At 60.0% G+C, this 26,983-nt stretch carries 26 protein-coding genes; 11 read left to right on the forward strand and 15 right to left on the reverse strand.

Going from position 1 to position 26,983, the window contains the following annotated elements:
• Nucleotides 1–532: 532 nt before the first annotated feature.
• The 6 genes from msrQ to ACEN93_RS12175 all read right to left on the reverse strand — a co-directional run bounded on the left by msrQ (nucleotide 533) and on the right by ACEN93_RS12175 (nucleotide 6,520).
• On the reverse strand, nucleotides 533–1,156 hold the full coding sequence (gene msrQ, locus ACEN93_RS12150; RefSeq protein WP_039771606.1) for a protein-methionine-sulfoxide reductase heme-binding subunit MsrQ: 624 nt from the start codon (nucleotides 1,154–1,156) through the stop codon (nucleotides 533–535).
• Entirely contained in the window at nucleotides 1,156–2,169 is a 1,014-nt protein-coding gene (msrP, locus tag ACEN93_RS12155; RefSeq protein WP_039771607.1) for a protein-methionine-sulfoxide reductase catalytic subunit MsrP, read from the reverse strand. Before msrP ends, msrQ begins: the two co-directional genes overlap by 1 nt.
• Nucleotides 2,170–2,231: 62 nt before the next feature.
• Nucleotides 2,232–3,089, reverse strand: coding sequence for a CDP-diacylglycerol--serine O-phosphatidyltransferase (gene pssA, locus ACEN93_RS12160; RefSeq protein WP_039771608.1), 858 nt, complete (start codon nucleotides 3,087–3,089; stop codon nucleotides 2,232–2,234).
• A 147-nt stretch (nucleotides 3,090–3,236) separates the two neighbouring features.
• Nucleotides 3,237–4,253 carry a ketol-acid reductoisomerase gene (gene ilvC, locus ACEN93_RS12165; protein WP_007959661.1) on the reverse strand — a complete coding sequence of 339 codons (1,017 nt, stop codon included), beginning with the start codon at nucleotides 4,251–4,253 and terminating at the stop codon, nucleotides 3,237–3,239.
• Between the two features lie 48 nt (nucleotides 4,254–4,301).
• A complete protein-coding gene (gene ilvN / locus ACEN93_RS12170; protein WP_003205610.1) occupies nucleotides 4,302–4,793 on the reverse strand; it encodes an acetolactate synthase small subunit in 492 nt (163 codons plus the stop codon).
• 2 nt (nucleotides 4,794–4,795) lie between these two features.
• The gene (locus ACEN93_RS12175; RefSeq protein WP_039771990.1) at nucleotides 4,796–6,520 is read right to left on the reverse strand and encodes an acetolactate synthase 3 large subunit; all 1,725 of its coding nucleotides are present in this window, start codon (nucleotides 6,518–6,520) and stop codon (nucleotides 4,796–4,798) included.
• A 400-nt stretch (nucleotides 6,521–6,920) separates the two neighbouring features.
• On the opposite strand from ACEN93_RS12175, the gene ACEN93_RS12180 reads away from it, so the two are divergent.
• Nucleotides 6,921–7,337, forward strand: a complete 417-nt coding sequence (locus ACEN93_RS12180) for a DUF4124 domain-containing protein (protein WP_039771610.1) — start codon at nucleotides 6,921–6,923, stop codon at nucleotides 7,335–7,337.
• 18 nt (nucleotides 7,338–7,355) lie between these two features.
• Here ACEN93_RS12180 and ACEN93_RS12185 read toward each other — a convergent pair whose 3' ends face one another.
• Genes ACEN93_RS12185 through mrcB form a run of 3 tightly spaced genes read right to left on the reverse strand, consistent with a single transcriptional unit; the run spans nucleotide 7,356 to nucleotide 10,781 of the window.
• A complete protein-coding gene (locus tag ACEN93_RS12185) occupies nucleotides 7,356–7,691 on the reverse strand; it encodes a YqcC family protein (RefSeq protein ID WP_039771612.1) in 336 nt (111 codons plus the stop codon).
• A complete protein-coding gene (locus tag ACEN93_RS12190) occupies nucleotides 7,691–8,440 on the reverse strand; it encodes a tetratricopeptide repeat protein (protein ID WP_495611453.1) in 750 nt (249 codons plus the stop codon). Before ACEN93_RS12190 ends, ACEN93_RS12185 begins: the two co-directional genes overlap by 1 nt.
• Before the next feature lie 16 nt (nucleotides 8,441–8,456).
• Nucleotides 8,457–10,781, reverse strand: coding sequence for a penicillin-binding protein 1B (mrcB, locus tag ACEN93_RS12195; RefSeq protein WP_103385434.1), 2,325 nt, complete (start codon nucleotides 10,779–10,781; stop codon nucleotides 8,457–8,459).
• A gap of 118 nt (nucleotides 10,782–10,899) precedes the next feature.
• Between mrcB and ACEN93_RS12200 the strand changes: the two genes are divergently transcribed.
• The 4 genes from ACEN93_RS12200 to ACEN93_RS12215 all read left to right on the forward strand — a co-directional run bounded on the left by ACEN93_RS12200 (nucleotide 10,900) and on the right by ACEN93_RS12215 (nucleotide 14,194).
• On the forward strand, nucleotides 10,900–12,456 hold the full coding sequence (locus tag ACEN93_RS12200; RefSeq protein ID WP_495611454.1) for a bifunctional aminoglycoside phosphotransferase/ATP-binding protein: 1,557 nt from the start codon (nucleotides 10,900–10,902) through the stop codon (nucleotides 12,454–12,456).
• Between the two features lie 91 nt (nucleotides 12,457–12,547).
• A complete protein-coding gene (locus ACEN93_RS12205; protein WP_007959639.1) occupies nucleotides 12,548–12,892 on the forward strand; it encodes a pentapeptide repeat-containing protein in 345 nt (114 codons plus the stop codon).
• A gap of 222 nt (nucleotides 12,893–13,114) precedes the next feature.
• Entirely contained in the window at nucleotides 13,115–13,387 is a 273-nt protein-coding gene (locus ACEN93_RS12210; protein WP_003228231.1) for a TfoX/Sxy family protein, read from the forward strand.
• Nucleotides 13,388–13,402: 15 nt separating this feature from the next.
• On the forward strand, nucleotides 13,403–14,194 hold the full coding sequence (locus ACEN93_RS12215; protein WP_414882782.1) for a Crp/Fnr family transcriptional regulator: 792 nt from the start codon (nucleotides 13,403–13,405) through the stop codon (nucleotides 14,192–14,194).
• Nucleotides 14,195–14,419: 225 nt separating this feature from the next.
• On the opposite strand, the gene ACEN93_RS12220 is transcribed toward ACEN93_RS12215, so the two are convergent.
• The 4 genes from ACEN93_RS12220 to ACEN93_RS12235 are packed head-to-tail and all read right to left on the reverse strand — an operon-like array spanning nucleotide 14,420 to nucleotide 17,966.
• The gene (locus ACEN93_RS12220) at nucleotides 14,420–15,271 is read right to left on the reverse strand and encodes a ChaN family lipoprotein (protein WP_495611455.1); all 852 of its coding nucleotides are present in this window, start codon (nucleotides 15,269–15,271) and stop codon (nucleotides 14,420–14,422) included.
• Nucleotides 15,272–15,292: 21 nt separating this feature from the next.
• Nucleotides 15,293–16,060, reverse strand: a complete 768-nt coding sequence (locus ACEN93_RS12225; protein WP_210710599.1) for a heme ABC transporter ATP-binding protein — start codon at nucleotides 16,058–16,060, stop codon at nucleotides 15,293–15,295.
• Nucleotides 16,060–17,043 (reverse strand): FecCD family ABC transporter permease, encoded by a 984-nt coding sequence (locus ACEN93_RS12230; protein ID WP_172829550.1) that lies wholly within the window; start codon nucleotides 17,041–17,043, stop codon nucleotides 16,060–16,062. Before ACEN93_RS12230 ends, ACEN93_RS12225 begins: the two co-directional genes overlap by 1 nt.
• Before the next feature lie 50 nt (nucleotides 17,044–17,093).
• Nucleotides 17,094–17,966 carry a heme/hemin ABC transporter substrate-binding protein gene (locus ACEN93_RS12235; RefSeq protein WP_495611456.1) on the reverse strand — a complete coding sequence of 291 codons (873 nt, stop codon included), beginning with the start codon at nucleotides 17,964–17,966 and terminating at the stop codon, nucleotides 17,094–17,096.
• A gap of 162 nt (nucleotides 17,967–18,128) precedes the next feature.
• Between ACEN93_RS12235 and ACEN93_RS12240 the strand changes: the two genes are divergently transcribed.
• Nucleotides 18,129–18,446 carry a Rieske (2Fe-2S) protein gene (locus ACEN93_RS12240; protein ID WP_039771628.1) on the forward strand — a complete coding sequence of 106 codons (318 nt, stop codon included), beginning with the start codon at nucleotides 18,129–18,131 and terminating at the stop codon, nucleotides 18,444–18,446.
• Here the strand turns inward: ACEN93_RS12240 and sfsA are convergent.
• Entirely contained in the window at nucleotides 18,443–19,156 is a 714-nt protein-coding gene (gene sfsA / locus ACEN93_RS12245) for a DNA/RNA nuclease SfsA (protein WP_495611457.1), read from the reverse strand. The two genes, ACEN93_RS12240 and sfsA, sit on opposite strands and share 4 nt — an antisense overlap.
• Entirely contained in the window at nucleotides 19,156–20,328 is a 1,173-nt protein-coding gene (locus ACEN93_RS12250) for a pyridoxal phosphate-dependent aminotransferase (protein WP_495611458.1), read from the reverse strand. Before ACEN93_RS12250 ends, sfsA begins: the two co-directional genes overlap by 1 nt.
• Before the next feature lie 334 nt (nucleotides 20,329–20,662).
• Between ACEN93_RS12250 and dksA the strand changes: the two genes are divergently transcribed.
• The 5 genes from dksA to ACEN93_RS12275 all read left to right on the forward strand — a co-directional run bounded on the left by dksA (nucleotide 20,663) and on the right by ACEN93_RS12275 (nucleotide 26,825).
• Nucleotides 20,663–21,106: an RNA polymerase-binding protein DksA gene (gene dksA, locus ACEN93_RS12255; RefSeq protein WP_039771633.1), complete on the forward strand. Its 444-nt coding sequence runs from the start codon at nucleotides 20,663–20,665 to the stop codon at nucleotides 21,104–21,106.
• Nucleotides 21,107–21,286: 180 nt separating this feature from the next.
• Nucleotides 21,287–22,174 (forward strand): tRNA glutamyl-Q(34) synthetase GluQRS, encoded by an 888-nt coding sequence (gluQRS, locus tag ACEN93_RS12260; RefSeq protein ID WP_074691460.1) that lies wholly within the window; start codon nucleotides 21,287–21,289, stop codon nucleotides 22,172–22,174.
• 77 nt (nucleotides 22,175–22,251) lie between these two features.
• Nucleotides 22,252–22,428 carry a hypothetical protein gene (locus tag ACEN93_RS12265; protein WP_003176118.1) on the forward strand — a complete coding sequence of 59 codons (177 nt, stop codon included), beginning with the start codon at nucleotides 22,252–22,254 and terminating at the stop codon, nucleotides 22,426–22,428.
• Nucleotides 22,412–25,366, forward strand: coding sequence for a sensor histidine kinase (locus tag ACEN93_RS12270; RefSeq protein WP_007959612.1), 2,955 nt, complete (start codon nucleotides 22,412–22,414; stop codon nucleotides 25,364–25,366). Before ACEN93_RS12265 ends, ACEN93_RS12270 begins: the two co-directional genes overlap by 17 nt.
• A gap of 22 nt (nucleotides 25,367–25,388) precedes the next feature.
• The gene (locus ACEN93_RS12275; protein ID WP_011335968.1) at nucleotides 25,389–26,825 is read left to right on the forward strand and encodes a sigma-54-dependent transcriptional regulator; all 1,437 of its coding nucleotides are present in this window, start codon (nucleotides 25,389–25,391) and stop codon (nucleotides 26,823–26,825) included.
• The last annotated feature ends 158 nt before the right edge of the window (nucleotides 26,826–26,983 follow it).

Here is a 26,983-nt window from a genome sequence, read left to right on the forward strand (position 1 = left end):
TTGGGTTTTTAAGAAACCCTAAACTTGGCTCAGCAATCGTTGGTTACATCTTTGATTTCTCGCGGAGTAACTTGTGATGCTGATAATCTTGTTGACTATCAGTCTGACTCCACAAGCACCCACACGAATTGCTTGATTCAGTTGTTAAAGAGCGGTTGGTTAAGATCTTTCGTCTCAACCGAGGCGCGCATTCTACAGCAGCCTCATTTGCTGTCAAGTGATTATTTTCAGAAGTTTTCGAAGATTTCTTCAACAACTTCAACCACTTGCGCTTCCGATCTCTCGTTAGCGGGAGGCGAATTCTACAGCGTTACACGCTGCTGTCAACACCTCTTTTTCTCCGCTTTCGACCGAGAAGATCGAACCGTTGAAAGCACCAGAAAACCGGCATTTCCAACTCCTTCCAGACTTCGATGAGCTGAAGCGATCCACTATCGAAACCTACTTAACTCATTGAATCTCAAGGAGTTTTCCGTTTCGACTGCGCCGGAAGTGGGGCGAATTATAGAGACTCAGAATCTGCCGTCAACACTTAATTTCGCTTTTCCTGAAAAACCTGCTTTTTACCCATCAAACGCGGGATCCGGCGGGTCAAGGGAGGAATCCGCAGCGCCAAAAGGAAAACACCTATAAAGGCATAGACTGCCCACTCCTTAAGATCGGCGCGCACGATCCACAACATATGCAGCAATCCCAACCCGAGAATCACATACACCAACCGGTGCAGCTTCTTCCAGCGGGTACCTAAACGGCGCTGGCTGTATCGGTTGGAGGTAACCGCCAATGCCAACAATCCCAGAAAACCCAGAGCACCCACAATGATGTAGGGACGCTTGCGCAGCTCGACACCCAGTTGCGACCAGTCGAAACCGAGAATGAACGCCATATAGCTGCAAAGATGCAGAACCACATAGGCAAAACACCAGAGCCCCAACTGACGGCGCACGGCAATCCACCCGGCCCACCCCGTAAGTTTCTGCAGCGGCGTCATACTCAGGGTGATCAACAGCAATACCAATGTCCCAAGCCCTAGCCGATCAACCAGGACTTTCCCCGGATCGGGTCCAAGCAGATCCGCAAAAGCCTGATAGAACCAGAACAGCGGCCAGATCGCCGCAGCCAGGAAAACACCTACGCGCCAGATCGGATATCGCATCAATAGTTCTTCCGCAGATCGAGCCCTGTATATAAAGAAGCGACCTCGTCCGCATAGCCGTTGAACATCTGCGTATCACGCACATTCGGCTTGAACAGGCTGTTGGGCAACCGCCTCTCCCGCGCCTGGGTCCAACGTGGATGGTCGACCGTAGGGTTCACATTCGCATAAAACCCGTACTCATCCGCCGCAATGCTCTGCCAGGTCGTCTTTGGCTGCTCGCTGACCAGACTGATCCGCACGATGGATTTGACGCTCTTGAATCCGTACTTCCAGGGCACCACCAGACGCAAAGGCGCACCGTTCTGATTTGGCAATTCGCGGCCATACATACCTACCGCAAGAATCGCCAAGGGATTCATCGCCTCATCCAGGCGCAAACCTTCAACATAGGGCCAGTCGATCAGGGCAAATCCCGAACGCTGTCCGGGCATGCTCTTGGGATCCTGCAAGGTTTCGAAGCGAATGTATTTGGCATTGGAAGTGGGCTCTACCTGCTTCAACAACGCCGAGATGGGGAAACCGATCCAGGGAATCACCATCGACCACGCTTCGACACAACGAAGACGGTAGATGCGCTCTTCCAGCTGGTAAGGTTTCATGAAGTCTTCCAGAGCATAACGCCCCGGCTTACCCACCTCCCCGTCCACGACAACACTCCACGGTTCGGTTTTCAACGACCCGGCATTGGCCGCCGGGTCGCCCTTGTCGGTACCGAATTCATAGAAGTTGTTGTAATGGGTCGCGTCTTTGAAAGGTGTGATCGCCTCATCCTTGACGTTCACCGCTCCCCATTTGACAGAAGGCAGTTTCTCGGCAAACCAGGCGGGCGCCTTTCCGGCTTCGACATCGGCATAGCGGGCGGCCTCTTCGGCACTGGCCCAGCGCGGCAGACTGCTCATGGCCAACCCGGCCGCAGTTGCTCCGAGCAATTGTCGGCGAGAGAGATAAATGGATTCAGGCGTGACGTCCGACTCATGGCAGTCGGACGCTTTGGGGACTTTGATCAGCATGGCAACTCCGCAGCTTTGGAGGACAGATGCACCATAGACTGCGGAGTATGAGGGAAATTACATCACTCGGCGTGTTTGTGACGACGAAGATGCAACAGATACTGCACCGGGCCCGACGCGGCATAAGCGAGGAACACCAGCAGCAGAATGCGAGGCGGATCGCTGAACACCACGGCAAACACCAGCACCACCGCCAGAATCGCCACGAAAGGCACGCGCCCCTTCAGATCCAGCTCCTTGAAGCTGTTGTACTTGATGTTGCTGACCATCAGCATGCCGGCGGCGGCCACCATCAGCGCAACCAGGAATGACATCTTCGAACCCTGGATCCCGTAATCGCTGAACGCCCAGACAATCCCCGCAACCACACCGGCAGCCGCCGGGCTGGCAAGACCGATGAAGTAGCGCTTGTCGGCGGTCCCCACCTGAGTGTTGAAACGCGCCAGACGCAACGCCGCACCCGCCACATAGATGAAGGCAACCATCCAGCCGACCTTGCCCATGTCACCCAGTGCCCAGCCGAAAGCCAGAAGCGCCGGCGCGACACCGAAAGCAACCATGTCCGACAACGAGTCGTACTCGGCACCGAACGCACTTTGGGTATTCGTCATGCGTGCCACGCGACCATCAAGGCCGTCGAGCACCATGGCGACGAAAATCGCGATGGCGGCAAAGGCGAAATACTTGCTCGCATTCGCCGCGTCCCCGGCACTCAAGGCAGCCTGGGCACTCATCGAGTTGATGATGGAATAGAACCCCGCGAACAGATTCGCAGTGGTGAACAGATTCGGCAGAAGATAGATACCGCGATGCCGGACTTTACGGCCTTCTGCGTCATGCCCTTCTTCGATGTGCTCATCGATGGGCAGCAGGCTTTCGGCGTCTGAAGCCTGGTTCGGCTCTTCGGGACGTTCGCTCATGGACAGTACCTTGCAACGGATTGGACATTTTCGACAGGTGTCTGGGACGACGGTTCGGCCACAAACGATGCAGCTTTATACCAGAACCGCCCGCCCATACGAAAAAACGCGGCCGAGGCCGCGTTTTTTCATACAAGGTTCGACGACTTAGTTTTTGGCTTTGTCGACGATCTTGTTGGCACCGATCCACGGCATCATGGAGCGCAGCTGCTCGCCGATGATTTCGATACCGTGAGCGGCGTTGTTACGACGCTTGGCGGTCATCGAAGGGTAGCCGGTTGCGCCTTCGCTGATGAACATTTTGGCGTATTCGCCGTCCTGAATACGTTTCAGGGCGTTGCGCATGGCCTGACGGGATTCGGCGTTGATCACTTCCGGACCAGTCACGTATTCGCCGTACTCAGCGTTGTTGGAGATCGAGTAGTTCATGTTGGCGATACCGCCCTCGTACATGAGGTCAACGATCAGCTTCAGTTCGTGCAGGCACTCGAAGTAGGCCATTTCCGGCGCGTAGCCAGCTTCAACCAGAGTTTCGAAACCGGCTTTTACCAGTTCAACGGTACCGCCGCACAGAACGGCTTGTTCGCCGAACAGGTCGGTTTCGGTCTCGTCCTTGAAGGTGGTTTCGATGATGCCGGTACGACCGCCACCCACGCCGGCGGCGTAGGACAGCGCGACGTTCTTGGCGTTGCCCGAGGCGTCCTGGTAGATCGCGATCAGGTCAGGGATACCGCCGCCCTTCACGAACTCGGAACGTACGGTATGGCCCGGGGCTTTCGGCGCGATCATGATCACGTCGAGGTCGGCACGCGGAACAACCTGGTTGTAGTGAATCGCGAAGCCGTGGGAGAAGGCCAGGGTGGCGCCTTTCTTGATGTTCGGCTCGATTTCGTTCTTGTACAGCTGGGACTGGAACTCGTCCGGGGTCAGGATCATGACCAGGTCGGCACCGGCAACAGCGGCAGCCACATCGGTCACTTTCAGGCCGTGGGCTTCAGCCTTGGCAACGGTAGCCGAACCTTTACGCAGACCGACGGTAACGTCGACACCGGAATCTTTCAGGTTGCACGCCTGGGCGTGGCCCTGGGAGCCGTAACCGATGATGGCAACTTTCTTGCCCTGGATGATCGACAGGTCGCAGTCTTTATCGTAGAAAACTTTCATGAATTTCCCCTTTATATCCAGGCCGTTCAGGCCATTCGCTAATTTGGTTTAGATGCTGAGTACTTTGTCGCCGCGGGCAATACCGGTGACGCCACTGCGGACGGTCTCCAGAATCGATGCGGTGCCGATGGACTGAATGAAGCTGTCGAGCTTGTCGCTGGTACCGGTCAGTTGAACGGTATACACGCTGGCGCTGACGTCGACGATCTGTCCACGGTAAATATCGGTGGTGCGTTTGATCTCGGCGCGCTGGGCGCCAGTGGCCTTGACCTTGACCAGCATCAGTTCGCGCTCGATGTGAGCGCTTTCCGACAGGTCCACCAGCTTGACCACTTCGATCAGCTTGTTCAGGTTTTTGGTGATCTGCTCGATGATTTCATCGTGACCGACGGTGGTCAGCGTCAGACGCGACAGGGTCGGGTCTTCGGTTGGCGCCACGGTCAGGCTTTCGATGTTGTAGTTGCGCTGCGAGAACAGGCCGACTACGCGAGACAAAGCACCGGGTTCGTTTTCCAGAAGCAAGGAAATAATGTGCCGCATGATTAGGTACGCTCCGTCTTGCTCAGCCACATATCGCGCATCGAGCCGTCTTTGATCTGCATCGGATAGACGTGCTCGCTGGTGTCGACCGAAATGTCGATCACGACCAGGCGATCTTTCATGGCGAACGCCTCTTCCATCTTCGACTTCAAATCTTTCGATTCGGTGATGCGTACGCCGACGTGGCCATAGGCTTCAGCCAGCTTGACGAAGTCAGGCAAGGATTCCATGTAGGAGTGGGAGTGACGGCTGCCGTAACTCATGTCCTGCCACTGACGAACCATGCCCAGAACACCGTTGTTCAGGATGACGATCTTGACCGGCAAACCGTATTGCAGGCAGGTCGACAGCTCCTGGATATTCATCTGGATACTGCCTTCACCGGTGACGCACGCAACATCGGTGTCAGGGAAGCTCAAAGCGATACCCATCGCGGCCGGCAGACCGAAGCCCATCGTGCCCAGGCCACCGGAGTTGATCCAGCGGTTCGGCTTGTTGAACTTGTAGTACTGCGCAGCAAACATCTGGTGCTGGCCCACGTCGGAAGTCACAAAGGCGTCGCCCTTGGTCACTTCGCACAGGGTTTCGATTACGGTCTGTGGCTTGATCTTGCTGCCGTCGCCCTTGTCGTAAGGGAACAGGCCGCGATCACCGCGCCACTCGTCAACCTGCTTCCACCAACTGGCGACCGCTTCCTTGTTCGGGGTTTCGCCGATTTCCTTGAGGATCGCGACCATTTCAGTCAGGACGCTGTCCACCGGACCAACGATTGGCACGTCGGCCTTGATGGTCTTGGAAATCGAAGCCGGGTCGATGTCGATGTGAATGATCTTGGCGTTCGGACAGAACTTCGGCGCGCCGTTGATCACACGATCGTCGAAACGCGCACCGACCGCCAGGATCACGTCGGCATGGTGCATCGCAAGGTTCGCGGTATAGCTGCCGTGCATGCCGAGCATGCCGATGAACTGACGGTCAGTGCCAGGATAGGCACCCAGGCCCATCAAGGTATTGGTAACCGGCAGGTTGAGCATTTGCGCCAGTTCGGTCAGCGGCGCGGAGCCGTTGCCGAGAATCACACCACCGCCGGAGTACAGCACGGGACGCTTGGCCGCCAGGAGCATTTCTGCCGCCTTGCGGATTTGTCCGGAGTGACCGCGAACGGCCGGGCTGTAGGAACGCAGTTTGGCTTTCTTCGGGAAGATGTATTCGAACTTCTCGGCCGGGTTGGTCATGTCTTTCGGAATATCGACCACGACCGGGCCCGGACGACCGGATTGCGCCAGGTAGAAGGCCTTCTTCATGACTTCCGGGATTTCCGAGGCGTGCTTGATCATGAAGCTGTGCTTCACGATCGGCCGGGAGATACCGATCATGTCGGTTTCCTGGAACGCATCGGTGCCGACCATGGTGCTTGGCACCTGACCGGAAATGATCACCATTGGAATCGAATCCATATAGGCAGTGGCGATACCGGTGATGGCGTTTGTGGCGCCTGGACCGGAAGTCACCAATACCACGCCGGCTTTACCGGTGGCACGGGCGTAGCCGTCAGCCATATGGGTAGCCGCTTGTTCGTGACGAACCAGGATGTGGGTCACTTCCGGTTCTTTGAACAGGGCATCGTAAACATGAAGGAGAGCACCACCCGGGTACCCGTAGATATATTTGACGCCTTCGTCACGCAAAAAGCGGACGAGCATCTCACCGCCAGATAAAAGCTCCACGTTGTTCACCTCTAAAACGCCAGAATACCGTCCACAAAAAGGCGAACGGGTCTTAATAGGTTTACTTCTCGGCAGAGCATGAGCGACGGTGGTCGCCGACTACGTCAGCACTGACTGAGCAAGTATTGGGATCGTCCCAAGTGTTGCGGGCCTTTCCCACCCAGCGCGAGGTAACGCGTTGCGGGTGTAACAGGTCGACGCGGATATGCGCCTCATGATCTGCCGAGAGGGTCTGCTTCTGGCAGTCCCTGTACAGCGGACTTTGGATTCTTCTGTTTCGCCCTCTGCAAGTCAAGCCGTCTATGTGCTTAATTGTGGGTAAGCACATGAGAACGCAAGAAAAAACCTGGAAACCGCTACTCTGTTAGCTTCAATTGCGCAGTTTTGCCAAGGAATCAGCATGCGAACGCTTCTCTTAACTCTGCTAATCGGCGCCAGCCCATGGTGCATGGCCGCTCAGATCTACAAATGGGTCGACGCCCAGGGCGTCACCCATTTCGATCAACAGCCACCACAAGGGCAGTCGTCCACCGCCGTTAAGACACCCTCCTCTCCCGCACCAATACCTGCCGCATTACCTGGCAGCGGCGCGCTGGGCGATCAGAAAGCCATCGATGACAAGGTCAAGAAGCAAGTGGCCGAACAACAGAATCAACTCAAGGCATTTTGCGAACAGGCGCGCACGAATCTCGCGCAACTGCAGAACAATCCGCGCTTGAGGGAGGAGGTGGAGGGAGAACTGCGGCGGCTGAGCGACGACCAGCGCCAGCAGCGTACTGAAGAGGCAAAGAAACAGATAGCGGAAAACTGCCAGTGACGACTGGCAGCTCCCGGCTCAGCGTGAAGCGGTGATCAGCAGGTCGAACTCTTTGAGCAACACCTGAAGCTGCCGATCCTTGCCATGCAGGTTGCGTTGGGCAAAAACCATCTCGGCCATTTCCTGAATGCCCGAAGCATTGGGCAACGGCAGATCCTGTTCGAGGATCATCTTCATCCGCGGCAGGAAGATCCATTGCAGCCACTGCTCGAAATCAAGCGTGTCGACCGAAAACGGCTCGACGCTGCTCAGGGCTTCGACCGAGGGCTGGACGTCATCCCACCAGCCCTGGGCGCGCAGTTCGCGCTCGATCAACAGCAATTGATCGGCGACTTTGGAGAAACGACTGTCCATCACAGCGAAACCTTGGCCTTCTGACGGGCCAGGGTGGCGCCGGCGGAATCACCTTGTTTCTCACGCGCCTGAGCGATCAATTCCCACAGACTGGCCTGCAGGTCCGGACGACCATTGGCCATGGTCAGTGCGCGACGAGCGGTCTGCTCGGCTTGCGGCGCATCGCCCTGGGCCATGCGCACCTGCGCCAGACGGTAAAGCACTTGCGGCTCGCGCGGCGCTACACGCTGGGCGCGTTCCAGGCTGGAGGACGCGCCGTTGAGGTCGCCACCGGCCTGCTGCTGTTGCGCAGTGGTCAACAGGGCGAGAACCGGGCCATCCAGTTGTTCATCAGCAGACAGACCACCGCCGCTGCTGCTGGCCGAAGGGATGCCGCTCGGCGTCGAAGGCATGCTGTAGCTGCCGGAGCTGATCGGCGCCGACTCGACCGCCGACGGGTTGTACGGCCCCGGTGTGATGCCACCCGACGCCGGGCCCGGAACGATCGGCGAAGCGCTGATCGGCGCCGAAGCCGCTGCGCCGCCCGGCACCATCACCACCACACCGGTATCGCCTTGCGGGATCGCCTGGGTCTGGGCCTGTGCAGGACGTTTCACCGTCGTTTGACGGAAACCGCCATTGGCCGAAATGCGCTCGCTGTTGGACACGGCGGTGCCGGAATCCACGACCGGGATCGAACCACGCTGTACGGTGGAGCAGCCGCTGAGCAAAGCCACGGCGGTCACCGCTGGAATCAACCACTTGTTCACTTGAAACCCTCTTTGCTTAATTCATCCAGCCCTTGACCCAATCCATCACCGACTCGCCCGAGGCCGGGCTTTCGCTCGCGCAAGAGGCGCCGGGTGGCGGTTCGCTGCCGCGAATATACGGCATCTGCACGGCGCCCGGACAGTTGGCATCGGAGCCTTGGCCGGTACGCGAATCGACCCAGGCCTGCACCACGTTATCCGGCTGCGGCATGTCCAGCGGCAGCGGATCGGCCTTGCGCATGAAACTGGTCCAGACCTGCAACGCACCGGTGGCCCCGGTGAACGGCGTCTTGCCGTTGTCGTCACGGCCGAGCCACACCACCGCCAGCAGATCCTGGCTGAAGCCGGCGAACCAGCTGTCGCGCGAATCGTTACTGGTGCCGGTCTTGCCCGCCAGTGTCAGGGTTCTTGGCAACACGTTATAAACCGAACTGCCAGTACCTTCACGCATGACCCGCTGCATGGCGTTCTGGATCAGGTAGATAGAGGCCGGATCGAAACGCTGCTCGATCTGGAACGGATAACGCTTGAGCGGCTCGCCGTCGGCAGTCAGCACGCTGCGAATCCCGCGCATCGGCGTATTGAAACCACCGTTGGCCAGCGTCTGGTACATGGTCGCGACTTCAATCGGGGTCATGCCGCCCGCACCGAGCAGCATCGAAGGGAACGCCGGAAACTCGCGGGTCACGCCCAGGCGACCCAGCGTCTTGAGGACATTCGGAACGCCAACCGCCAGACCGAGACGCGAGGTCGACAGGTTGTAGGAATGTGCCAGCCCCTGATACAGGAACACCGTACCGTGGGAGCGACGGTCATAGTTCTGCGGTTTCCAGACCTGACCATCCGCACCCTTGATTGAAAGCGGCTCGTCCGACAGCCAACTGGTCAACGTGTACTGGCTCGGTTTCTCCAGCGCCGTCAGATAAACCGCCGGCTTGATCAGCGAGCCAATCGGCCGCACCGCATCCAGTGCCCGGTTGAACCCGGCAAAACTCGCCTGACGGCTGCCGATCATGGCCTGGACTTCACCGGTTTCCGGATTGGTCACGACCATCGCCGCTTCCACGTCGTCGGAACCCTTGCGACCGGACAGACGCTTGAAGGTGTCGTTGACCGACGCTTCGGCTTTCATCTGCAGGATCGGATCGAAGCTGGTGAAAATCCGCAGGCCTTCTTCGGTCAAGTCTTCGTCGCGGTAGTCTTCACGCAACTGGCGTTTGACCAGATCGATGAAGCCCGGAAACGAACTGTCGGCCAGCTTGCCGCGCGTGGTTACGCCCAGCGGCATTTTCTTCGCGGCAGCCACCTGCTCGGCGGAGGCGACACCCTGCTGCTCAAGCACATCGAGCACCAGATTGCGTCGCTCCAGCGCCCGCTCCGGATTGCGGCGCGGGTTGTAATAGGACGGACCTTTGACCATCCCGACCAACAGCGCGACCTGGTGCAGCTTCAGCTCAGACAAAGGCTGGGCAAAGAAAAACTGGCTGGCCAGACCGAAACCGTGCACCGCTCGCTGACCGTCCTGACCGACAAAGACTTCGTTGAGGTAAGCCTCGAGGATTTCCTTTTTGTCGTAATGCAGCTCGAGCAGCATCGCCATCATCGCTTCGGTGAGCTTGCGGGTCAGGCTGCGTTCGTTGGTGAGGTAGAAGTTCTTGACCAGTTGCTGGGTCAGCGTACTGCCACCCTGAGTCATCTTGCCGCCAGAGGTGTTGACCCAGACTGCGCGGGCAATCGATTTCGGCGATACGCCCCAGTGGCTGTAGAAATCCCGGTCTTCCACGGCGACCAGGGTTTCCAGCAGGTACGGCGGCACCTGATCGAGCTTGATCAGAATCCGGTCTTCAAGGTTTTTCGGGTAGATACCGCCGATCATCAGCGGCTCCAGGCGTACCACGGAGAGCTTCGAACCGTTGGTCGCCGAGAGTTCGGCCACGTAATCGCCGGAGAAACGCACGCGCACCGGCTGCGGTTTCTCGAGGCCTTCATAGAACTGGAAGCCACGGGTATTCAGATCAACCGTGTTGCCATTGACCGCCGCCGCGCCGGGACCGTTGCTCACGGCTTCGCGGCGATAGCCCAGGGCATCGAGTTCGGTGAGGAAATCGTCCTTGCTCAGCTTTTGTCCGACGAACAGCTCAAGCGGGCGCGCATACACCTTGGCCGGGATGGTCCAGCGCTTGCCGGAGAACTTCTCCTGCACCACGGCATCGAGGTAAACGGCGAAGCCGGCCAGCACCACAAGGCCGACCAGACTGAGTTTAAGGGCCCAGCCCAACCATGGGCGCAGGCCCCGGGAAGCTGGTTTTTTAGGGGTACGGGGGGATCGAGTACGAGTCATGGCGGCGGATTATACGCACTTTATTCATACTCAACAGGAGCGCTCCGAGGTTTGCGTCGGGCTGGCGAGCGGCCATAATGAGCGCCTTGAATTTCCCCCAGTCTCTGAAGGATCGTCCGTGAGCCAGTCCCTGATCGCTGCCCTGCAAAACCCGGCCCTCTACCCGCATCCCGTCGAAGGGTTCCAGGTCATCGAAACCCATATCTCGTGGGTGCTGCTCACCGGTCCCTACGCTTATAAAGTGAAGAAACCGGTGAATTTCGGTTTCCTCGACTTCACCAGCCTCGAATCACGTGAGCACTTCTGCGGTGAAGAGCTGCGCTTGAACCAGCGCCTGACCGAAGATTTGTATCTGGAAGTGATTCCAGTGACCGGCAGCGCCGAAGCCCCGCAATTGGGTGGCGAAGGCCCGGCCATCGAATACGTGCTGAAAATGCGCCAGTTCCCGCAGACCGGCCTGCTCAGCACCCTGCAAGCCAACGGCGAGCTGACCACTGCGCACATCGACGCAATGGCCGAGCAGATCGCCCGCTTCCACCTCAACGCGCCGAAAGTCCCGGCCGAGCACGATGCCGGCACGCCTGAAAGCGTAATGGCGCCGGTGCGCCAGAACTTCGAACAGATCCTGCCGTTCCTCAGCGACAAGAACGATCTGCTGCAACTCGACGCTCTGCAAGCATGGGCTGAAAGCAGCTTCGATCGCCTCAAGCCGCTGTTCGCCCAACGCAAGGCCGACGGTTTAACCCGCGAGTGCCACGGCGACATTCACTTGGGCAACGCGACGCTGATCGACGGCAAAGTCGTGATCTTCGACTGCATCGAATTCAACGAACCGTTCCGCTTCACCGACGTCTGGGCCGACACCGGTTTCCTGGCAATGGACCTGGAAGACCGTGGCCTGAAATCCCTCGCCCGTCGTTTCATCAGCCAATACCTGGAACTGACCGGCGACTATCAAGGCCTGGAAGTGCTGAACTTCTACAAGGCTTACCGCGCCCTGGTGCGTGCGAAGGTTGCACTGTTCAGCATGCCGGCCGATGCGACGCCGGTGCAGCGCGCCACCACCCTGCGCCAGTACCGCAACTACGCCAACCTGGCGGAAAGCTACAGCACCATTCCTTCGCGCTTCATGGCGATTACCCACGGCGTGTCCGCGGTCGGTAAAAGCCACGTGGCCATGCGTCTGGTCGAAGCGCTGGGCGCGATCCGTCTGCGTTCCGATGTCGAGCGCAAACGTCTGTTCGGCGAGCAAACCGTTGCCAATGATGTTCAGGCCGGGATCTACAGCGCCGATGCCAGCATCGCAACCTATGCGCGTCTGCATGAAATCGCCGAAGTGATCCTGCACGCCGGTTTCCCGGTGGTGATCGACGCCACTTACCTCAAGCGCGACCAACGCGACAACGCCGCCAAGGTTGCCGAAGCCACTGGCGCGCCATTCCTGATCCTCGACTGCAATGCTCCGCAGGCAGTGATCGAGAGCTGGCTGGCGATTCGTCAGGAGGACAAGAAGGATCCGTCCGACGCGACCCTCGCCGTGATCGAAGCCCAACAGGCCAATCGCGAAGCCCTGACTCCGGAAGAAATCCTGCGCAGCAAACGCGTGCAGACCAATGAATCCGGCACCCTGGACACCGTTGTGGCGCAGATCCGCCAGCGCCTGCCAGGCCTGTAAGAAACTATTTCGGCCGTGAAGCCCTCGCTCGCTTCACGGCCGTCAAATAGTGGCACTATACTGGCGTCATAAAACCAACAGGTGATTTGACATGAGCCAGCCGAAACTTCTCGACACCCCGCTTTATGCCTTGCTGCACAAAGACGACATCACAGGTTTCAACAATGAACGGCCGAAAGACGGCCCGATCGACATGGTCGGCGGTGACTTTCGTGGTCTCGACCTGCGAGAGCTGAACGCCGATGGCGTGGATTTCAGGGACGCCTACTTCCGTTCCGCTGACCTGCGCGGCATCGACTTTCGCAACGCTTCGCTGGAAGGCGCGAGCCTGGCCCACGCGCAGATTTCCGGGGCTTACTTCCCGCCGGAGCTGAGTGCCGACGAAATCCTGATGTCGATGAATTTCGGTACGCGCCTGCGTTATCGCACTCGCTGAAGCTTTTAAAAACCTGAACCGTCCAGCGCCCCCGCTTTGCGCTGGACTGCGTGCTATTGGTAATTCCCTCCTCGTCCTCCCCATCCTGATTCATCAGTGGAGAACTGACGTTTCTTAGAAGCGTTTGCGTCGAATCCGACCAAACAACCACGCTTTTCCTACTGATGGCTACACTCCTGAGAAGCTCGCCCACGCACCATTCGGCCGTCGCAAGGAGGCTTGATGAATGATGAACTGCAACACCTGAAGAATCTTGGCAAGACGTCGGCGCAATGGCTGCATGCCGTGGGCATCCATAGCGCCTCCGACTTGCGTCGCCTGGGCGCGGTGGATGCCTACCGGGCCGTGCGTACCCGCGGGTTCCGGGCGTCGAAGGTGTTGTTGTACGCGATCGAAGGGGCGCTGATGGATGTGCACTGGAACGACATTCCCGCCGAACGCAAGGATGCGCTGAACAAGCAATTGGAAGCCATTTCCTCTCGCCACAAGAACTGACGGGCACTGACCGCCATGTACCTGCTCGGGGAACAATCGGCCCAGGCCGATGCATTGATCAACCACTTGCAGAGCTTGCCTGCGCAATGGCTCGAAGCCTTGGCGCCGTGCGGGCCGACGCTGGAACTGGAAGCCACGGATGATTTGCTGACACGTTTGCCGGACGACCAGCTGTTCTTGCTCACGCAAGGTGTCATCACTGGCCGACTGGGCGGTCGCGGTCTTTTCTATTGGCATGAAGGAGATTTGATCGGCCTGCAGCAGGGGCCGGAATGGGCGGATTGCACGTTATACACGGAAAACCCGCTGACTTTACTGCCCTATCGTCGAAGCGATTTGTTTCAACATGTGTATTCCGATTCATCTCGCTCGGAGCAGTTTCTGCGCTACCTGCTGGGGCAAATGGCGCTGCTGGCCCACGCCGTTGCCGAGTTCAAGCCACGTGAGTTTCGCAGCACCAATGGGTTCAAGCGTTTCGAGGCAGGAGACGTTCTGATACGCCAGGGCGATGTCGCTGACCATGTATTCGTGATTATCGAAGGACACGCCGAAGCCTTTGTTAATGGGCACAAGGTAGGCGATGTGCCCAAGGATGAGATCTTCGGCGCGATGGCTGTGTTCACAGGTGAACCGCGCAATGCGACGGTGATTGCCCGGGAGGCGAGCACGGTGATGCTGATTCCCGGCGATCAGTTTCTGAGCATGACCCGCACCAATCCGAAAATCGCCCACAGCCTGATCGAAAGCATGGCGCGGCGTATCGACCAGCTCAACAAGCAACTCACGGGATTTAACAGCCAGAACTGAAGCCCTGTTCACGGGGCGTTTACGCCATTGCCGGGACAAAACGACAGAAATGAAAAAACAGCAGTTGACTCGCTAATGAGAATCGCTATGATTATCACAACTGATCGCGAGATCAGTCGATATTCTGAAAAGCCCTTGGTTCGGACTCTCAGATTATCTCCTCATCAGGCTAATCACGGTTATTTGACCCGGTTTTTACCGGGTCTTTTTTTGCCTGTGAAAAAGTCATTCCTTGCCGAACTGCTTACGCATCTGCGCGCAATAATCCGGTTTCGGCGTGGCTGGGGTGAGCCAGACATAATCAGCCATCGCCGCCGTAACCCCACTGCCCTGCTCCGCCAGCATCAACACCGTCGGCGCTTGCGGCGCGCCCAGATCCAGCACATGTAGCGGCACCCCGACATCCTTGCGCGCGTGATACGCACCCGCCAATAACAAGGCAGGCGCAGGCGCTGCCAGCAACCGCGAAGCCATGCGCCGATCCCGTTGTTGCTGAACGGCCAGCATCGCCGGCATTTGTGATGACGGCAGCAAGCCGCAGTGAGAATCGCCGATCTGCTCCAACAGCGTCTCTTTCACAGATTTGGCATTGCTGCGCTCACCGCTCAGAACCGGAGGATCGCGATAGAACGCACGGATTTCGATGTTATCGAGGTTCGCCGCCAGCAACGGCCAGGATTGCGTCAGGGCGAACCGCACAATCGGTCCGTAGAGATTCCAGTCCCAACCCTCCTGCCAGGCCAATGCAGCAGGAAGATCGGCCGGTGACGTTGCGGCATGGCGCACGTCATCGACACGCGACTGTTGATCGGGCGTCAGCATTTCCAGCAGGAGACTGCCTTGGGGCCGCGCTTCTTCGAGGTTCTGCAACAACCACAATTGAATGGCATGGTGATCGGCGTTGTCATGCTGTTCGCCAATAATCACCTGCGATGGACTGCTCAACCGAGCCAGTAATTGCTGCGCCGTCAGATGCTCGCCGCTGCGCAGATCACGGATCTCGCCCACGACCGGCGGCGCCGCAACATGCTGGCAACCCGCAAGCCACAACACCGCCAACAGCAAAATCCCGCGCATACACTCACCTCGATGACGAAATCAGCGGGCGATGATCAGCGGATGCCCGCGCTCCGGGTGCGGTTGCACCAGCACTTCCAGACCGAAAACCGCCTTCAGCGATTCCGGGCGCAATACCTGTTGCGGGGAATCCAGTGCGACCGGCCGCCCGCCTTCCAGTAGCAGGATGCGATCACAATAGCGCGCCGCCAGATTCAGATCATGCAGGATCACCAGCACCGCCGCGCCGCGATCGGCAAATTCGCGCACTGCTTGCAGCGTCGTGTGTTGATGCAATGGATCAAGCATCGAGGTCGGCTCATCAAGCAGCAGAGTCTGCCCCGCCTGCCCCGGCCAGAGTTGCGCCAGCACTCGCGCCAGATGCACGCGTTGACGCTCGCCGCCGGACAGCGCCAGATAACTGCGACCGCTCAGATGCCCGGCATCCGCCGCCCGCAAAGCGGCAACGACAATTTCGTCGTCGCGCACCCGCCCGCTCTGATAAGGCAGACGCCCCATGCCGACCACTTCTTCAACGCGAAAGGCAAAATCCAGGGTCGATACCTGCGGCAACACCGCCAGCCGCTGAGCGCGCTGAGTGCCGCCCCAATGGCTCAATGCCTCACCGTCCAGCAGCACCTCCCCTTCGTGTGCGCTCAGCTCACCGCACAACGCGCCGAGCAAAGTGCTTTTGCCGGCGCCATTGGGCCCCAGCACGCCAAGCACTTCGCCCGGTTCGAGTTGCAGGCTGACGTCGGCCAGAACGGTCTTGCGGCCACGGCGGATGTGCAGATTGTGCGCACGCAGCATCAGGCACGCCCTCGCAGCAGCAGATAAAGGAAGAACGGCGCACCGATGAACGCGGTGACGATGCCGATCGGCAGCTCCGCCGGCGCCAGCGCCAGCCGCGCAACCAGATCCGCCAACAGCAACAGACTGGCCCCGGCCAGCACCGATGCCGGCAGCAACACCCGGTGATCCGGCCCGGCGAGCAAGCGCACCAGATGCGGCACCACCAGCCCGACAAAACCGATCATCCCTGCCGCCGCCACCGCCGCACCGACACCCAGCGCCGTGCAAAACACCAACTCGCGCTTGAGCCGTTCGACATCGATTCCCAGATGCCCGGCTTCCGATTCGCCGAGCAACAATGCATTGAGTGCCGTCGCCCGACGCGGAAGCCAAAGTGCAACACCGGCAGTGATGATCAGCAGCGGCCACAACCGCGCATAGCTCGCGCCGTTAAGGCTGCCCAGGTTCCAGAACGTCAACGTGCGCAATGTCGCGTCGTCGGCCAGATAGGTAAACAGCCCCACCGCCGAACTGGCCAACGCCGTCAGGGCAATCCCCGCCAGCAACATGGTCGCCACATTGGTCTGCCCATTACGGCGGCCTAGTCGATAGACCAACGCTGTTACGCCGAGGCCACCGAGAAACGCGCAAACCGACAGCAGATAGGGCCCGAACCACTCCGGCAATCCGCCAAAAAACGAACCACCGACAATCGCCACCGCCGCGCCCAACGCCGCGCCGCTCGAGACGCCGACCAACCCCGGATCGGCCAAAGGATTACGAAACAACCCCTGCATCGCCACACCGGACAGGGCAAGCACGCCGCCGACTGCCAAACCGAGCAACGTACGCGGCAGACGAATCTGCCCGAGAATCAGTTCAGCCTGTTCCAGCCCGTCCGGCGCCAACGGCACACCGATCATGCGCAGCGCAGCGCGCAAGGTATCGAACAACGGCAGGCTGACCGGCCCCAGCGCCAGCGACAACCAGATCGCCAGCAGACACATCAGGATCAGGCCGATAAACAAGCCACGGGGTTTGACCAGCGTGGTCATTGGCCGCTCGGGGCCGGATAGAAACCGTCAGACAGAGTCTTCAGCGCAGCCGGCAAACGCGGCCCGAGTCCGCCCACCAGCAGCGTCGGATCCAGCTCCAGCACACGGCCGGTCTTGGCCGCACGGCTGGAATTGAGGATCGGGTTTTCCTTGAACAACGCCGCTTTTGCCGCCTCACCGTTCAGCGCACGGTCAGCGAACACCAGCACTTCAGGATCAAGACTGGCCAGTGACTCCACGGAAAACGGCTTGTAACCGGTGTGGGTCGCGAGGTTATGCCCGCCCGCCTGTTGCAGCAGCCAATCGGCGGCGGTGTCCTTGCCGGCGATCAGTGGTTTGCCGCCGGCATGGCCGAGCAGCAACAACACGCCCGGTGCTTTCTGCTTTGATTGCACCGCAACTACACGTGCCTTCTGAGCATCGAGTTGCTGTTGATAACTGTGCAGCAATTGCGCGGCCTGGCTTTCGGCCCCCAGTAACTGCCCCAGATGAGTAACGTTTTTCTCCAGTGTCGGCAGATCCGGCTGAGCCGAGAACAATTCCACCTGCACTTTGGCGCTGCGAACCTGGGAGATCACCGGCGGCGGGCCCATTTCTTCGGTGCCGATCAGGATGTCCGGGCGCAAGCTGAGGATGCCTTCGGCCGACAGGCTGCGCTGATAGCCGATGCTCGGCCGCGACTTGAGAGACTCGGGATGCTGGCTGGTGGTGTCGACGCCCACCAGTTTGGCCTCGCCGCCCAGCGCACTGACCCACTCCGACAACGCACCGCCGGCGCTGACCCAACGTTGCGGCAACTCGGCCGCTGCAGCCTGGTGGCTGACCAAAAGTCCGACACACAGCACGGCAACGCGGGTACTCAGGCGCATAGACAGCTTCCTTGAAAGGTTTTCCCGGGCATCGGAACGGCAGGCCAAGTATCCTCGGCAGCGATCACCTCGCCACGGGCGAAGGCGGCCATTTGATAATTGTTTGCATTTGAACGTCAAGCTCGGACATATCCGGACACGAGCCGACACTTGAGGATAGCCATGAAGTTTCTTTGCGCGGGCGCCGATCTGGTTGAGGGCGGCAGTCGCGGTTTCGATATCGACGGGAAAAAACTGTTGGCCGTGCGCCGCGCGGGGCAGGCGTATGTCTACCTCAATCGCTGCCCGCACCGGGGCGTTGGCCTGGAATGGCACCCCGACCAGTTTCTCGACCCGAGCAACAGCCTGATCCAGTGTGCCACCCACGGCGCACTGTTTCTGATCGAGGACGGTGAATGCGTCGCCGGCCCCTGCGCCGGACAATCGCTGACGGCCATCCCTTGCCGTGAAGACGTGCAAGGGCTGTGGATCGACGTTTAACCGTTGAGCAGCACGTCCAGCCGCCGGTCGATCACCATCTCTTCATGGCTCAACCGCACGCCGTACGCCAGGACCTCGACCCCGCACGCCACCGCCTCCCGCAGCGCAGCGGCATAGGCCGAGTCGATTTCCTCGGCCGGGCGCACCGCTTCGACACCCGTGAGATTGACGCAGTACAACTGCACCGCGCGAATCCCGTCCCGGGCCAGATGCGCCAGCTCACGCAAATGCTTGGCGCCGCGCTGGGTCACTGCATCGGGAAATGCCGCAATCGCCGTGCCGTCAAAACCGAGAGTGACGCTTTTCACTTCCACGTAGGCCGAGCCCGTCGGGTAGTCGAGGCGAAAATCGATCCGGCTCTTTTCCTGCCCGTACGCCACTTCACGCTTGAGCCCGGTAAAACCGTTCAGCTCACTGATGACGCCGGCCTGCAAGGCCTCTTCGACCAGTGCGTTGGCGCGTCCGGTGTTGACGCAAAACAGCCGTCCCTGCGGGGTTTCGCCGACCTCCCAGGTGCCGGGTAGCTTGCGCTTCGGATCATTGGAGCGGCTGAACCAGACCTGGCCGCCCTCGACCTGGCAATTGAGCATCGAGCCGGTGTTCGGGCAGTGAATGGTCAGCAATTCGCCGCCAATGGTTTCGATATCGGCGAGAAAACGCTTGTAACGGCGGATCAATCGGCCTTCTTCGAGCGGAGGATGAAAGCGCATCAGCCTTGCCAGCTCTTCAAGCCACGGGCGATACGCTCTACCGCTTCCTGTAGGCGTGGGAGGTTTTGCGTGTAGGCAAAGCGCACGTGATGACCGGCCTGATAGCGGCCGAAATCCAGCCCCGGCGTGAATGCCACGTGTTCGGTTTCGAGGAAGTGCCGGCAGAACGCGAAGGCATCGCCGCCGAACTGGCTGATATCGGCATACAAATAGAACGCGCCTTCCGGCTCCACGGCGATGTTGAAGCCCAGCTCCCGCAATGCCGGCAGCAGGAAGTCACGGCGACGGCCGAATTCGGCGCGGCGCTCTTCGAGAATCGCGATGGTGTCCGGCTCGAAACAGGCCAGCGCCGCATGCTGGGCCATGCTTGGTGCGCTGATGTAGAGGTTCTGCGCAAGCTTCTCCAGTTCACTGACGGCGGCATCCGGCGCCACCAACCAGCCGAGACGCCACCCGGTCATGCCGAAATATTTGGAGAAACTGTTGAGGACAAAGGCGCTGTCGTCCACTTCCAGCACACTGGCGGCATCGGTGCCGTAAGTCAGGCCGTGATAAATCTCGTCCACCACCAGATGCCCGTGACGGGCCTTGATGGCTGCGGATAACCCGGCCAGTTCATCGCGGGTCAGAATCGTGCCGGTCGGGTTGGCCGGCGAGGCAACCAGCGCACCGACGCTGTCGTGGTCCCAGTGCCGCGCCACCAGGTCCGGCGTCAGTTGATAGCGAACGTCCGGGCCCACCGGTACAAGCTGTGCCGCGCCTTCGACCAACCGCAGAAAGTGTCGGTTGCAAGGATAGCCGGGGTCGGCCAGCAGCCAGTGCTTGCCCGTATCCACCAGCAACGCACTGGCCAGCAGCAACGCCCCGGAACCGCCGGGGGTGATGAGAATCCGTCGAGGATCGATGTTCAGGCCGTAGCGCGTTTGATAGAAACCGGCAATCGCCTCGCGCAGTTCGGGAATGCCACGGGCTGCGGTGTAGCGGGTTTTCCCGGCCGTCAGAGCCTGCTGGCCGGCGCGGATGATCGGTTCGGCGGTGGTGAAGTCCGGTTCGCCGATTTCCAGGTGGATCACATCGTGGCCGGCGGCCTGCAATTCATTGGCCCGCGCCAGCAACGCCATGACATGGAACGGTTCGATCGCACGACTGCGCGCACTGTAGGGCTGAGCCATTGGCCTTCCTTCAACGAGGGAAAAGAAACGATTCTACCCATCTGCCGGAACGAGCGAGAACCCGCAGCGGTCACAGCCACAAGAACACTGGACTGTAACGACCCGCGCGTACGCTCCAGGATTGACTAAAATCAGTGATTGAGCAGGTTTGCAGCACCGCCGGACATGGCTTGGCAAACATTTGCAAGTCCCATCGGCCACGCGCTCGACATCCGGGAGTAGCGCGGGTCGAATTGATCTGGTAAGTTCGCCCGCTTGCAGCCGCAGGGCCGGCAGGTGTCGGTGATGGAGCAATCCTGCGCAATGGATTACAAGAGTAGAGGCGGTCCATTTCATGCCCACCCAAGCAAAGCAACAGGCAAGTCAGACACTCAGCGGTTTCGAACCTTACGTCCCTAAAGAGGGCGAAGAGTACATGGGCGCGCCTATGCGTGCGCACTTCACCAAGATCCTGACCAAGTGGAAACTCGACTTGATGCAGGAAGTCGACCGCACTGTTGATCACATGAAAGACGAAGCGGCCAACTTTCCTGATCCGGCCGACCGTGCCAGCCAGGAAGAAGAGTTCGCCCTCGAGCTGCGCGCCCGCGACCGCGAGCGCAAACTGATCAAGAAGATCGACAAGACCCTGCAACTGATCGAAGACGAAGAGTACGGCTGGTGCGACTCTTGCGGCATCGAGATCGGCGTCAAGCGCCTCGAGGCCCGTCCGACTGCCGATATGTGCGTCGACTGCAAGAACCTGGCGGAAATCAAGGAAAAGCAGGTCGGCAAATAATCCCGGCCTGAACGAAAAACGGAGCGTGCGAACGCTCCGTTTTTGTTCCCGCCTCCTGTAGGAGCGAGCCTGCTCGCGATAGCGGTATAACATTCAACATCATCATTGAGTGGTCTATTGCAATCGCGAGCAGGCTCGCTCCCACCCGAGTGCCCAAGCCCGAACAGCGACAACACTTCCATGACTACCCCCGCCTACATTGGCCGCTTCGCCCCGACACCCAGCGGGCACCTGCATTTCGGTTCGCTGGTCGCCGCCCTGGCCTCTTATCTGGACGCGCGCTCGGTGGGCGGCCGCTGGCTGGTGCGCATGGAAGACCTCGATCCGCCCCGTGAAGAGCCGGGCGCGCAAGCGGCGATTCTCAAGGCACTGGAAAGCTATGGCTTCGAATGGGACGGCGAGATGGTCCGCCAGAGCGATCGGCACGAAGCCTACGCCCAAGTGCTCGACAGCCTGTTCAATCACGGCCTGGCCTACGCCTGCACCTGTTCGCGCAAACAGCTCGAGCCGTACCATGGCATTTATCCGGGACTGTGCCGCAACGCCGGCCATGAGCCGGAAAATGCCGCGATCCGCCTGCGCGTACCGGAGCTCGAATACCATTTCATCGACCGGGTACAGGGCGAATACCGCCAGCATCTGGGCCGTGACGTGGGAGATTTCGTGATCCGCCGCCGCGACGGCCTCTACGCCTACCAACTGGCGGTGGTGCTGGACGACGCCTGGCAGGGCATCACCGACATCGTGCGCGGCGCCGATCTGCTCGACTCCACGCCGCGCCAGCTCTATCTGCAAGAACTGCTGGGCCTGCGCCAACCGCGCTACCTGCATCTGCCATTGATCACCCAGCCGGACGGCAACAAGCTCGGCAAGTCCTATCGCTCGCCACCGCTGGAAGCCGATCAGGCCACGCCATTGCTGCTCCGAGCCTTGCGTGCACTGGGGCAAAACCCGGGGCCCGAACTCGCCCACGCCTCGCCGCATGAACTGTTGAACTGGGGCAGCGCCCACTGGGATGCCTTGAAAATCCCGCGCACACTGACCCTGCCCGAAGCGCAACTGCTGTGACGACACTTGCAGTGGCGCGCCCATCCGTTACCATCGCCGCACGTTTTCGGGCACGCGCATAAAAAAGAGAGGCCGGGATGTACATCTATCGCTTGGTCCTGCTTCTGGTCGTGGGGATCTACCTGTTTTCTCCTGCCATCATGGATTGGTGGATCGACGCTACGGGCGCCTGGTATCGCCCTTATCTGCTCTGGCTGATCCTGATTGTCGTGACCTTCATCCTGCAGAGCCAAAAAGATGCCGATGAGCTTTAGCCTGACCCAGATGCTGCTGATCAGCGCCGCCTACCTGGCCGCGCTGTTCGGCGTGGCCTGGATCAGTGAACGGGGCATGATCCCGCGGGCGATCATTCGCCACCCGTTGACTTACACCCTGTCCCTCGGGGTCTACGCCAGTGCATGGGCGTTCTACGGTACGGTGGGTCTGGCCTATCAGTACGGCTACGGTTTTCTGTCCAGTTATCTCGGGGTTTCCGGCGCGTTTCTGCTGGCGCCAGTGCTGCTGTACCCGATCCTCAAGATCACCCGCACCTATCAACTGTCGTCGCTGGCGGATCTGTTCGCCTTCCGCTTCCGCAGCACCTGGGCCGGTGCGCTGACCACGATTTTCATGCTGATCGGCGTCTTGCCGCTGCTGGCGTTGCAGATCCAGGCCGTGGCCGATTCCATCGGCATCCTCACCGGCGAACCGGTGCAGAATCGCGTCGCCCTGGCGTTCTGTGCGCTGATCATTCTGTTCACGATCTTCTTCGGCTCCCGTCACATCGCCACCCGTGAAAAGCACGAAGGGCTGGTGTTCGCGATTGCTTTCGAATCGGTGATCAAACTGGCCGCTCTCGGCGGCGTCGGCCTCTATGCGCTGTACGGCGTATTCGATGGCCCGCAGCAACTTGAACTGTGGCTGCTACAGAACCAGACCGCCCTCGCCGCCCTGCACACACCCCTGCAGGAAGGCCCGTGGCGCACATTGCTGCTGGTGTTTTTCGCCTCGGCGATCGTGATGCCGCACATGTATCACATGACCTTCACTGAAAACCTCAACCCGCGCTCGCTGGTCAGCGCAAGCTGGGGCCTGCCGCTGTTCCTGCTGTTGATGAGCCTGGCCGTGCCGCTGATTCTCTGGGCCGGCCTGAAACTCGGCGCCACCACCAATCCGGAATACTTCACACTCGGCATCGGTATCGCCGCCAACAGCAAGTCGCTGGCGTTGCTGGCCTATGTCGGCGGTCTGTCGGCGGCCAGCGGCCTGATCATCGTCACCACGCTGGCGCTGTCGGGCATGGCCCTGAACCATCTGGTGCTGCCGCTCTATCAGCCACCGGCCGAGGGCAATATCTATCGCTGGTTGAAATGGACCCGCCGGGCGCTGATCGTCGCGATCATCATGGCCGGTTTCTGCTTCTACCTGATGCTCGGCGCCGAGCAGGATCTGGCCAACCTCGGCATCGTCGCCTTCGTCGCGACCCTGCAATTCCTGCCGGGTGTGCTGTCGGTGCTGTACTGGCCGACCGCCAATCGCCGTGGCTTCATCGCCGGTCTGCTGGCGGGGATTGTGGTGTGGGTCGTGACCATGCTGTTGCCGCTGGTCGGCAATCTGCAGGGTTTCTATATTCCGCTGCTGAACATGATCTACGTGCTGGACGACACCAGTTGGCACATGGCGGCCATCGCCTCGCTGGCAGCCAACGTCCTGATGTTCACGTTGATTTCGCTGTTCACCAATGCCAGCCCGGAAGAGGCCAGCGCCGCCGAAGCCTGCGCTGTGGACAACGTACGTCGCCCGCAACGCCGCGAATTGCACGCAGCCTCGCCGCAGGAATTCGCCACACAGCTGGCCAAGCCACTGGGCGCCAAGGCTGCGCAGAAAGAAGTCGAACAGGCCCTGCGCGACCTTTATCTGCCCTTCGACGAGCGCCGCCCTTATGCCCTGCGCCGCCTGCGTGACCGGATCGAAGCCAACCTCTCCGGCCTGATGGGCCCGAGCGTCGCCCAGGACATGGTGGAAACCTTCCTGCCCTACAAGGCCGGCGGTGAAAACTACGTCACCGAAGACATCCACTTCATTGAAAGCCGTCTCGAGGACTACCACTCGCGCCTGACCGGTCTGGCTGCCGAGCTCGATGCCCTGCGCCGCTACCACCGCCAGACCTTGCAGGAACTGCCGATGGGCGTGTGCTCGCTGGCCAAGGATCAGGAGATCCTGATGTGGAACAAGGCCATGGAAGAACTGACCGGAATTGCTGCGCAACGGGTTGTCGGCTCGCGCCTGAGTACCATCGCCAATCCGTGGAAAGACCTGCTGCAAGGCTTCATCCATCTGCCGGACGAGCATTTGCACAAACAGCATTTGGCCCTCGACGGCCAGACCCGTTGGCTGAACCTGCACAAAGCGGCGATCGACGAGCCGCTGGCACCGGGCAACAGCGGCCTGGTGTTGCTGGTGGAGGACCTGACCGAAACCCAGATGCTCGAAGACAAACTGGTGCACTCCGAGCGTCTGGCCAGCATCGGCCGACTCGCGGCGGGTGTGGCCCACGAAATCGGCAACCCGATCACCGGCATCGCCTGCCTCGCACAAAACCTGCGCGAAGAGCGCGAAGAGGATGGTGAGCTGACGGAAATCAGCGGCCAGATCCTCGAGCAGACCAAACGCGTGTCGCGCATCGTCCAGTCGCTGATGAGCTTCGCCCACGCCGGCAGCCATCAGCACAGTGACGAGCCCGTTTGTCTGGCGGAAGTCGCCCAGGACGCCATCGGTTTGCTGGCGCTCAATCGACGCAATTTCGAAGTCCAGTTCTATAACCTGTGCGATCCCGATCACTGGGTCGAAGGCGATCCGCAGCGACTCGCCCAGGTGCTGATCAATCTGCTCTCCAACGCCCGTGACGCCTCGCCTGCCGGCAGTGCGGTGCGGGTCAAGAGCGAAGCCGGCGAACACACGGTCGATCTGATCGTCGAAGACGAAGGCAGCGGTATTCCGTCGAGCATCATGGATCGATTGTTCGAACCCTTCTTCACCACCAAGGATCCTGGCGAAGGCACCGGTCTGGGCCTTGCACTGGTCTATTCCATCGTTGAAGAGCATTATGGACAAATCACCATCGACAGCCCGGCTGATGTTCAGAGCCAGCGCGGCACCCGTATCCGGGTGACATTGCCGCGTCATGTCGAAGCGACGTCCGCTGTGAACTGAGACCGTCGAGAGTATCGAATCAATGCCGCACATTTTGATCGTCGAAGACGAAACCATTATCCGCTCCGCCTTGCGCCGCCTGCTGGAACGCAACCAGTACCAGGTCAGCGAAGCCGGTTCAGTGCAGGAAGCACAAGAACGCTTCAGTATTCCCACATTCGATCTGATCGTCAGCGACCTGCGTCTGCCGGGTGCTCCGGGCACCGAGCTGATCAAGCTCGGCCAAGGCACACCGGTGCTGATCATGACCAGCTACGCCAGCCTGCGCTCGGCGGTCGACTCGATGAAGATGGGCGCGGTGGATTACATCGCCAAGCCTTTCGACCACGATGAAATGCTGCAGGCTGTCGCGCGGATTCTGCGCGATCGCCAGTCGGCGCCTGCCGCCGGCGAAGCAGCTCCGGCCAAATCGGCCAATGGCAGCGGCAAATCCGCCATCGACAACAGCAATGGCGAAATCGGCATTATCGGCTCGTGTCCGCCGATGCAGGATCTATACGGCAAGATCCGTAAAGTCGCGCCGACCGATTCCAACGTGCTGATCCAGGGTGAGTCCGGCACCGGTAAAGAGCTGGTGGCCCGCGCCCTGCACAACCTGTCGAAACGCGCCAAGGCGCCGATGATCTCGGTGAACTGCGCCGCCATTCCGGAAAGCCTCATCGAGTCCGAACTGTTCGGTCACGAGAAAGGTGCGTTCACCGGTGCCAGCGCCGGTCGCGCCGGTCTGGTGGAAGCGGCGGACGGCGGCACGCTGTTCCTCGACGAAATCGGCGAGTTGCCGCTGGAAGCCCAGGCTCGCCTGCTGCGCGTGTTGCAGGAAGGCGAAATTCGCCGGGTGGGCTCGGTCCAGTCGCAGAAAGTCGATGTCCGCTTGATCGCCGCGACCCACCGGGACCTCAAGAGCCTGGCGAAAATCGGCCAGTTCCGTGAAGACTTGTACTACCGCCTCCACGTGATCGCGTTGAAACTCCCGGCCCTGCGCGAGCGCGGTGCCGACGTCAACGAAATCGCCAATGCATTCCTCGCTCGCCAGAGCGCGCGCATCAACCGCACCGACCTGAAATTTGCCGCCGATGCCGAACAGGCGATCCGGCACTATTCCTGGCCGGGTAACGTGCGGGAGTTGGAAAACGCCGTCGAGCGCGCGGTGATTCTAAGCGAAAGTCCGGAAATCTCTGCCGACCTGCTGGGCATCGACATCGAACTGGGCGATCTGGAGGACGACGAATTCATCGGCCTGCCGGCGCAACCGGCCGGTAACGCCAGCAACAGCAGCCACGAACCGACAGAAGACCTGTCACTGGAAGACTACTTCCAGCATTTCGTGCTCGAGCATCAGGACCACATGACCGAGACCGAACTGGCGCGCAAACTGGGCGTCAGCCGCAAATGCTTGTGGGAACGTCGTCAGCGTCTGGGCATTCCACGGCGCAAGACCGGGGTCGCCAGCGAGAGCTGAACGTTACCTGTCGAGTGTGCGGGTTACCGTTGAAGATGTGAAAAAACTGTTACCTCAGTCTTTTCACGTAACAGACGCCGGGGTTATCGGTAACGAAACCCCGGCTTTTTTTCGCCCTGCGAAAACGGTTATATCGACCTAACCCCTTGTTTTATTGG

The organism is Pseudomonas sp. Pseusp21, from assembly GCF_059492145.1.

What these genes read in the sequence shown, in the direction of transcription:
- sfsA (WP_495611457.1), bottom strand. Translation starts at nt 19,156, where the DNA reads ATGCGCTTTCATCCTCCGCTCGAAGAAGGCCGATTGATCCGCCGTTAC.
- msrQ (WP_039771606.1), bottom strand. Translation starts at nt 1,156, where the DNA reads ATGCGATATCCGATCTGGCGCGTAGGTGTTTTCCTGGCTGCGGCGATC.
- ACEN93_RS12225 (WP_210710599.1), bottom strand. Translation starts at nt 16,060, where the DNA reads ATGCTGCGTGCGCACAATCTGCACATCCGCCGTGGCCGCAAGACCGTT.
- ACEN93_RS12270 (WP_007959612.1), top strand. Translation starts at nt 22,412, where the DNA reads ATGCCGATGAGCTTTAGCCTGACCCAGATGCTGCTGATCAGCGCCGCC.
- ACEN93_RS12215 (WP_414882782.1), top strand. Translation starts at nt 13,403, where the DNA reads ATGTACCTGCTCGGGGAACAATCGGCCCAGGCCGATGCATTGATCAAC.
- ACEN93_RS12180 (WP_039771610.1), top strand. Translation starts at nt 6,921, where the DNA reads ATGCGAACGCTTCTCTTAACTCTGCTAATCGGCGCCAGCCCATGGTGC.
- ilvN (WP_003205610.1), bottom strand. Translation starts at nt 4,793, where the DNA reads ATGCGGCACATTATTTCCTTGCTTCTGGAAAACGAACCCGGTGCTTTG.
- ACEN93_RS12240 (WP_039771628.1), top strand. Translation starts at nt 18,129, where the DNA reads ATGAAGTTTCTTTGCGCGGGCGCCGATCTGGTTGAGGGCGGCAGTCGC.
- ACEN93_RS12185 (WP_039771612.1), bottom strand. Translation starts at nt 7,691, where the DNA reads ATGGACAGTCGTTTCTCCAAAGTCGCCGATCAATTGCTGTTGATCGAG.
- pssA (WP_039771608.1), bottom strand. Translation starts at nt 3,089, where the DNA reads ATGAGCGAACGTCCCGAAGAGCCGAACCAGGCTTCAGACGCCGAAAGC.
- dksA (WP_039771633.1), top strand. Translation starts at nt 20,663, where the DNA reads ATGCCCACCCAAGCAAAGCAACAGGCAAGTCAGACACTCAGCGGTTTC.
- ACEN93_RS12210 (WP_003228231.1), top strand. Translation starts at nt 13,115, where the DNA reads ATGAATGATGAACTGCAACACCTGAAGAATCTTGGCAAGACGTCGGCG.
- mrcB (WP_103385434.1), bottom strand. Translation starts at nt 10,781, where the DNA reads ATGACTCGTACTCGATCCCCCCGTACCCCTAAAAAACCAGCTTCCCGG.
- ilvC (WP_007959661.1), bottom strand. Translation starts at nt 4,253, where the DNA reads ATGAAAGTTTTCTACGATAAAGACTGCGACCTGTCGATCATCCAGGGC.
- msrP (WP_039771607.1), bottom strand. Translation starts at nt 2,169, where the DNA reads ATGCTGATCAAAGTCCCCAAAGCGTCCGACTGCCATGAGTCGGACGTC.
- ACEN93_RS12235 (WP_495611456.1), bottom strand. Translation starts at nt 17,966, where the DNA reads ATGCGCCTGAGTACCCGCGTTGCCGTGCTGTGTGTCGGACTTTTGGTC.
- ACEN93_RS12205 (WP_007959639.1), top strand. Translation starts at nt 12,548, where the DNA reads ATGAGCCAGCCGAAACTTCTCGACACCCCGCTTTATGCCTTGCTGCAC.
- gluQRS (WP_074691460.1), top strand. Translation starts at nt 21,287, where the DNA reads ATGACTACCCCCGCCTACATTGGCCGCTTCGCCCCGACACCCAGCGGG.
- ACEN93_RS12250 (WP_495611458.1), bottom strand. Translation starts at nt 20,328, where the DNA reads ATGGCTCAGCCCTACAGTGCGCGCAGTCGTGCGATCGAACCGTTCCAT.
- ACEN93_RS12275 (WP_011335968.1), top strand. Translation starts at nt 25,389, where the DNA reads ATGCCGCACATTTTGATCGTCGAAGACGAAACCATTATCCGCTCCGCC.
- ACEN93_RS12220 (WP_495611455.1), bottom strand. Translation starts at nt 15,271, where the DNA reads ATGCGCGGGATTTTGCTGTTGGCGGTGTTGTGGCTTGCGGGTTGCCAG.
- ACEN93_RS12265 (WP_003176118.1), top strand. Translation starts at nt 22,252, where the DNA reads ATGTACATCTATCGCTTGGTCCTGCTTCTGGTCGTGGGGATCTACCTG.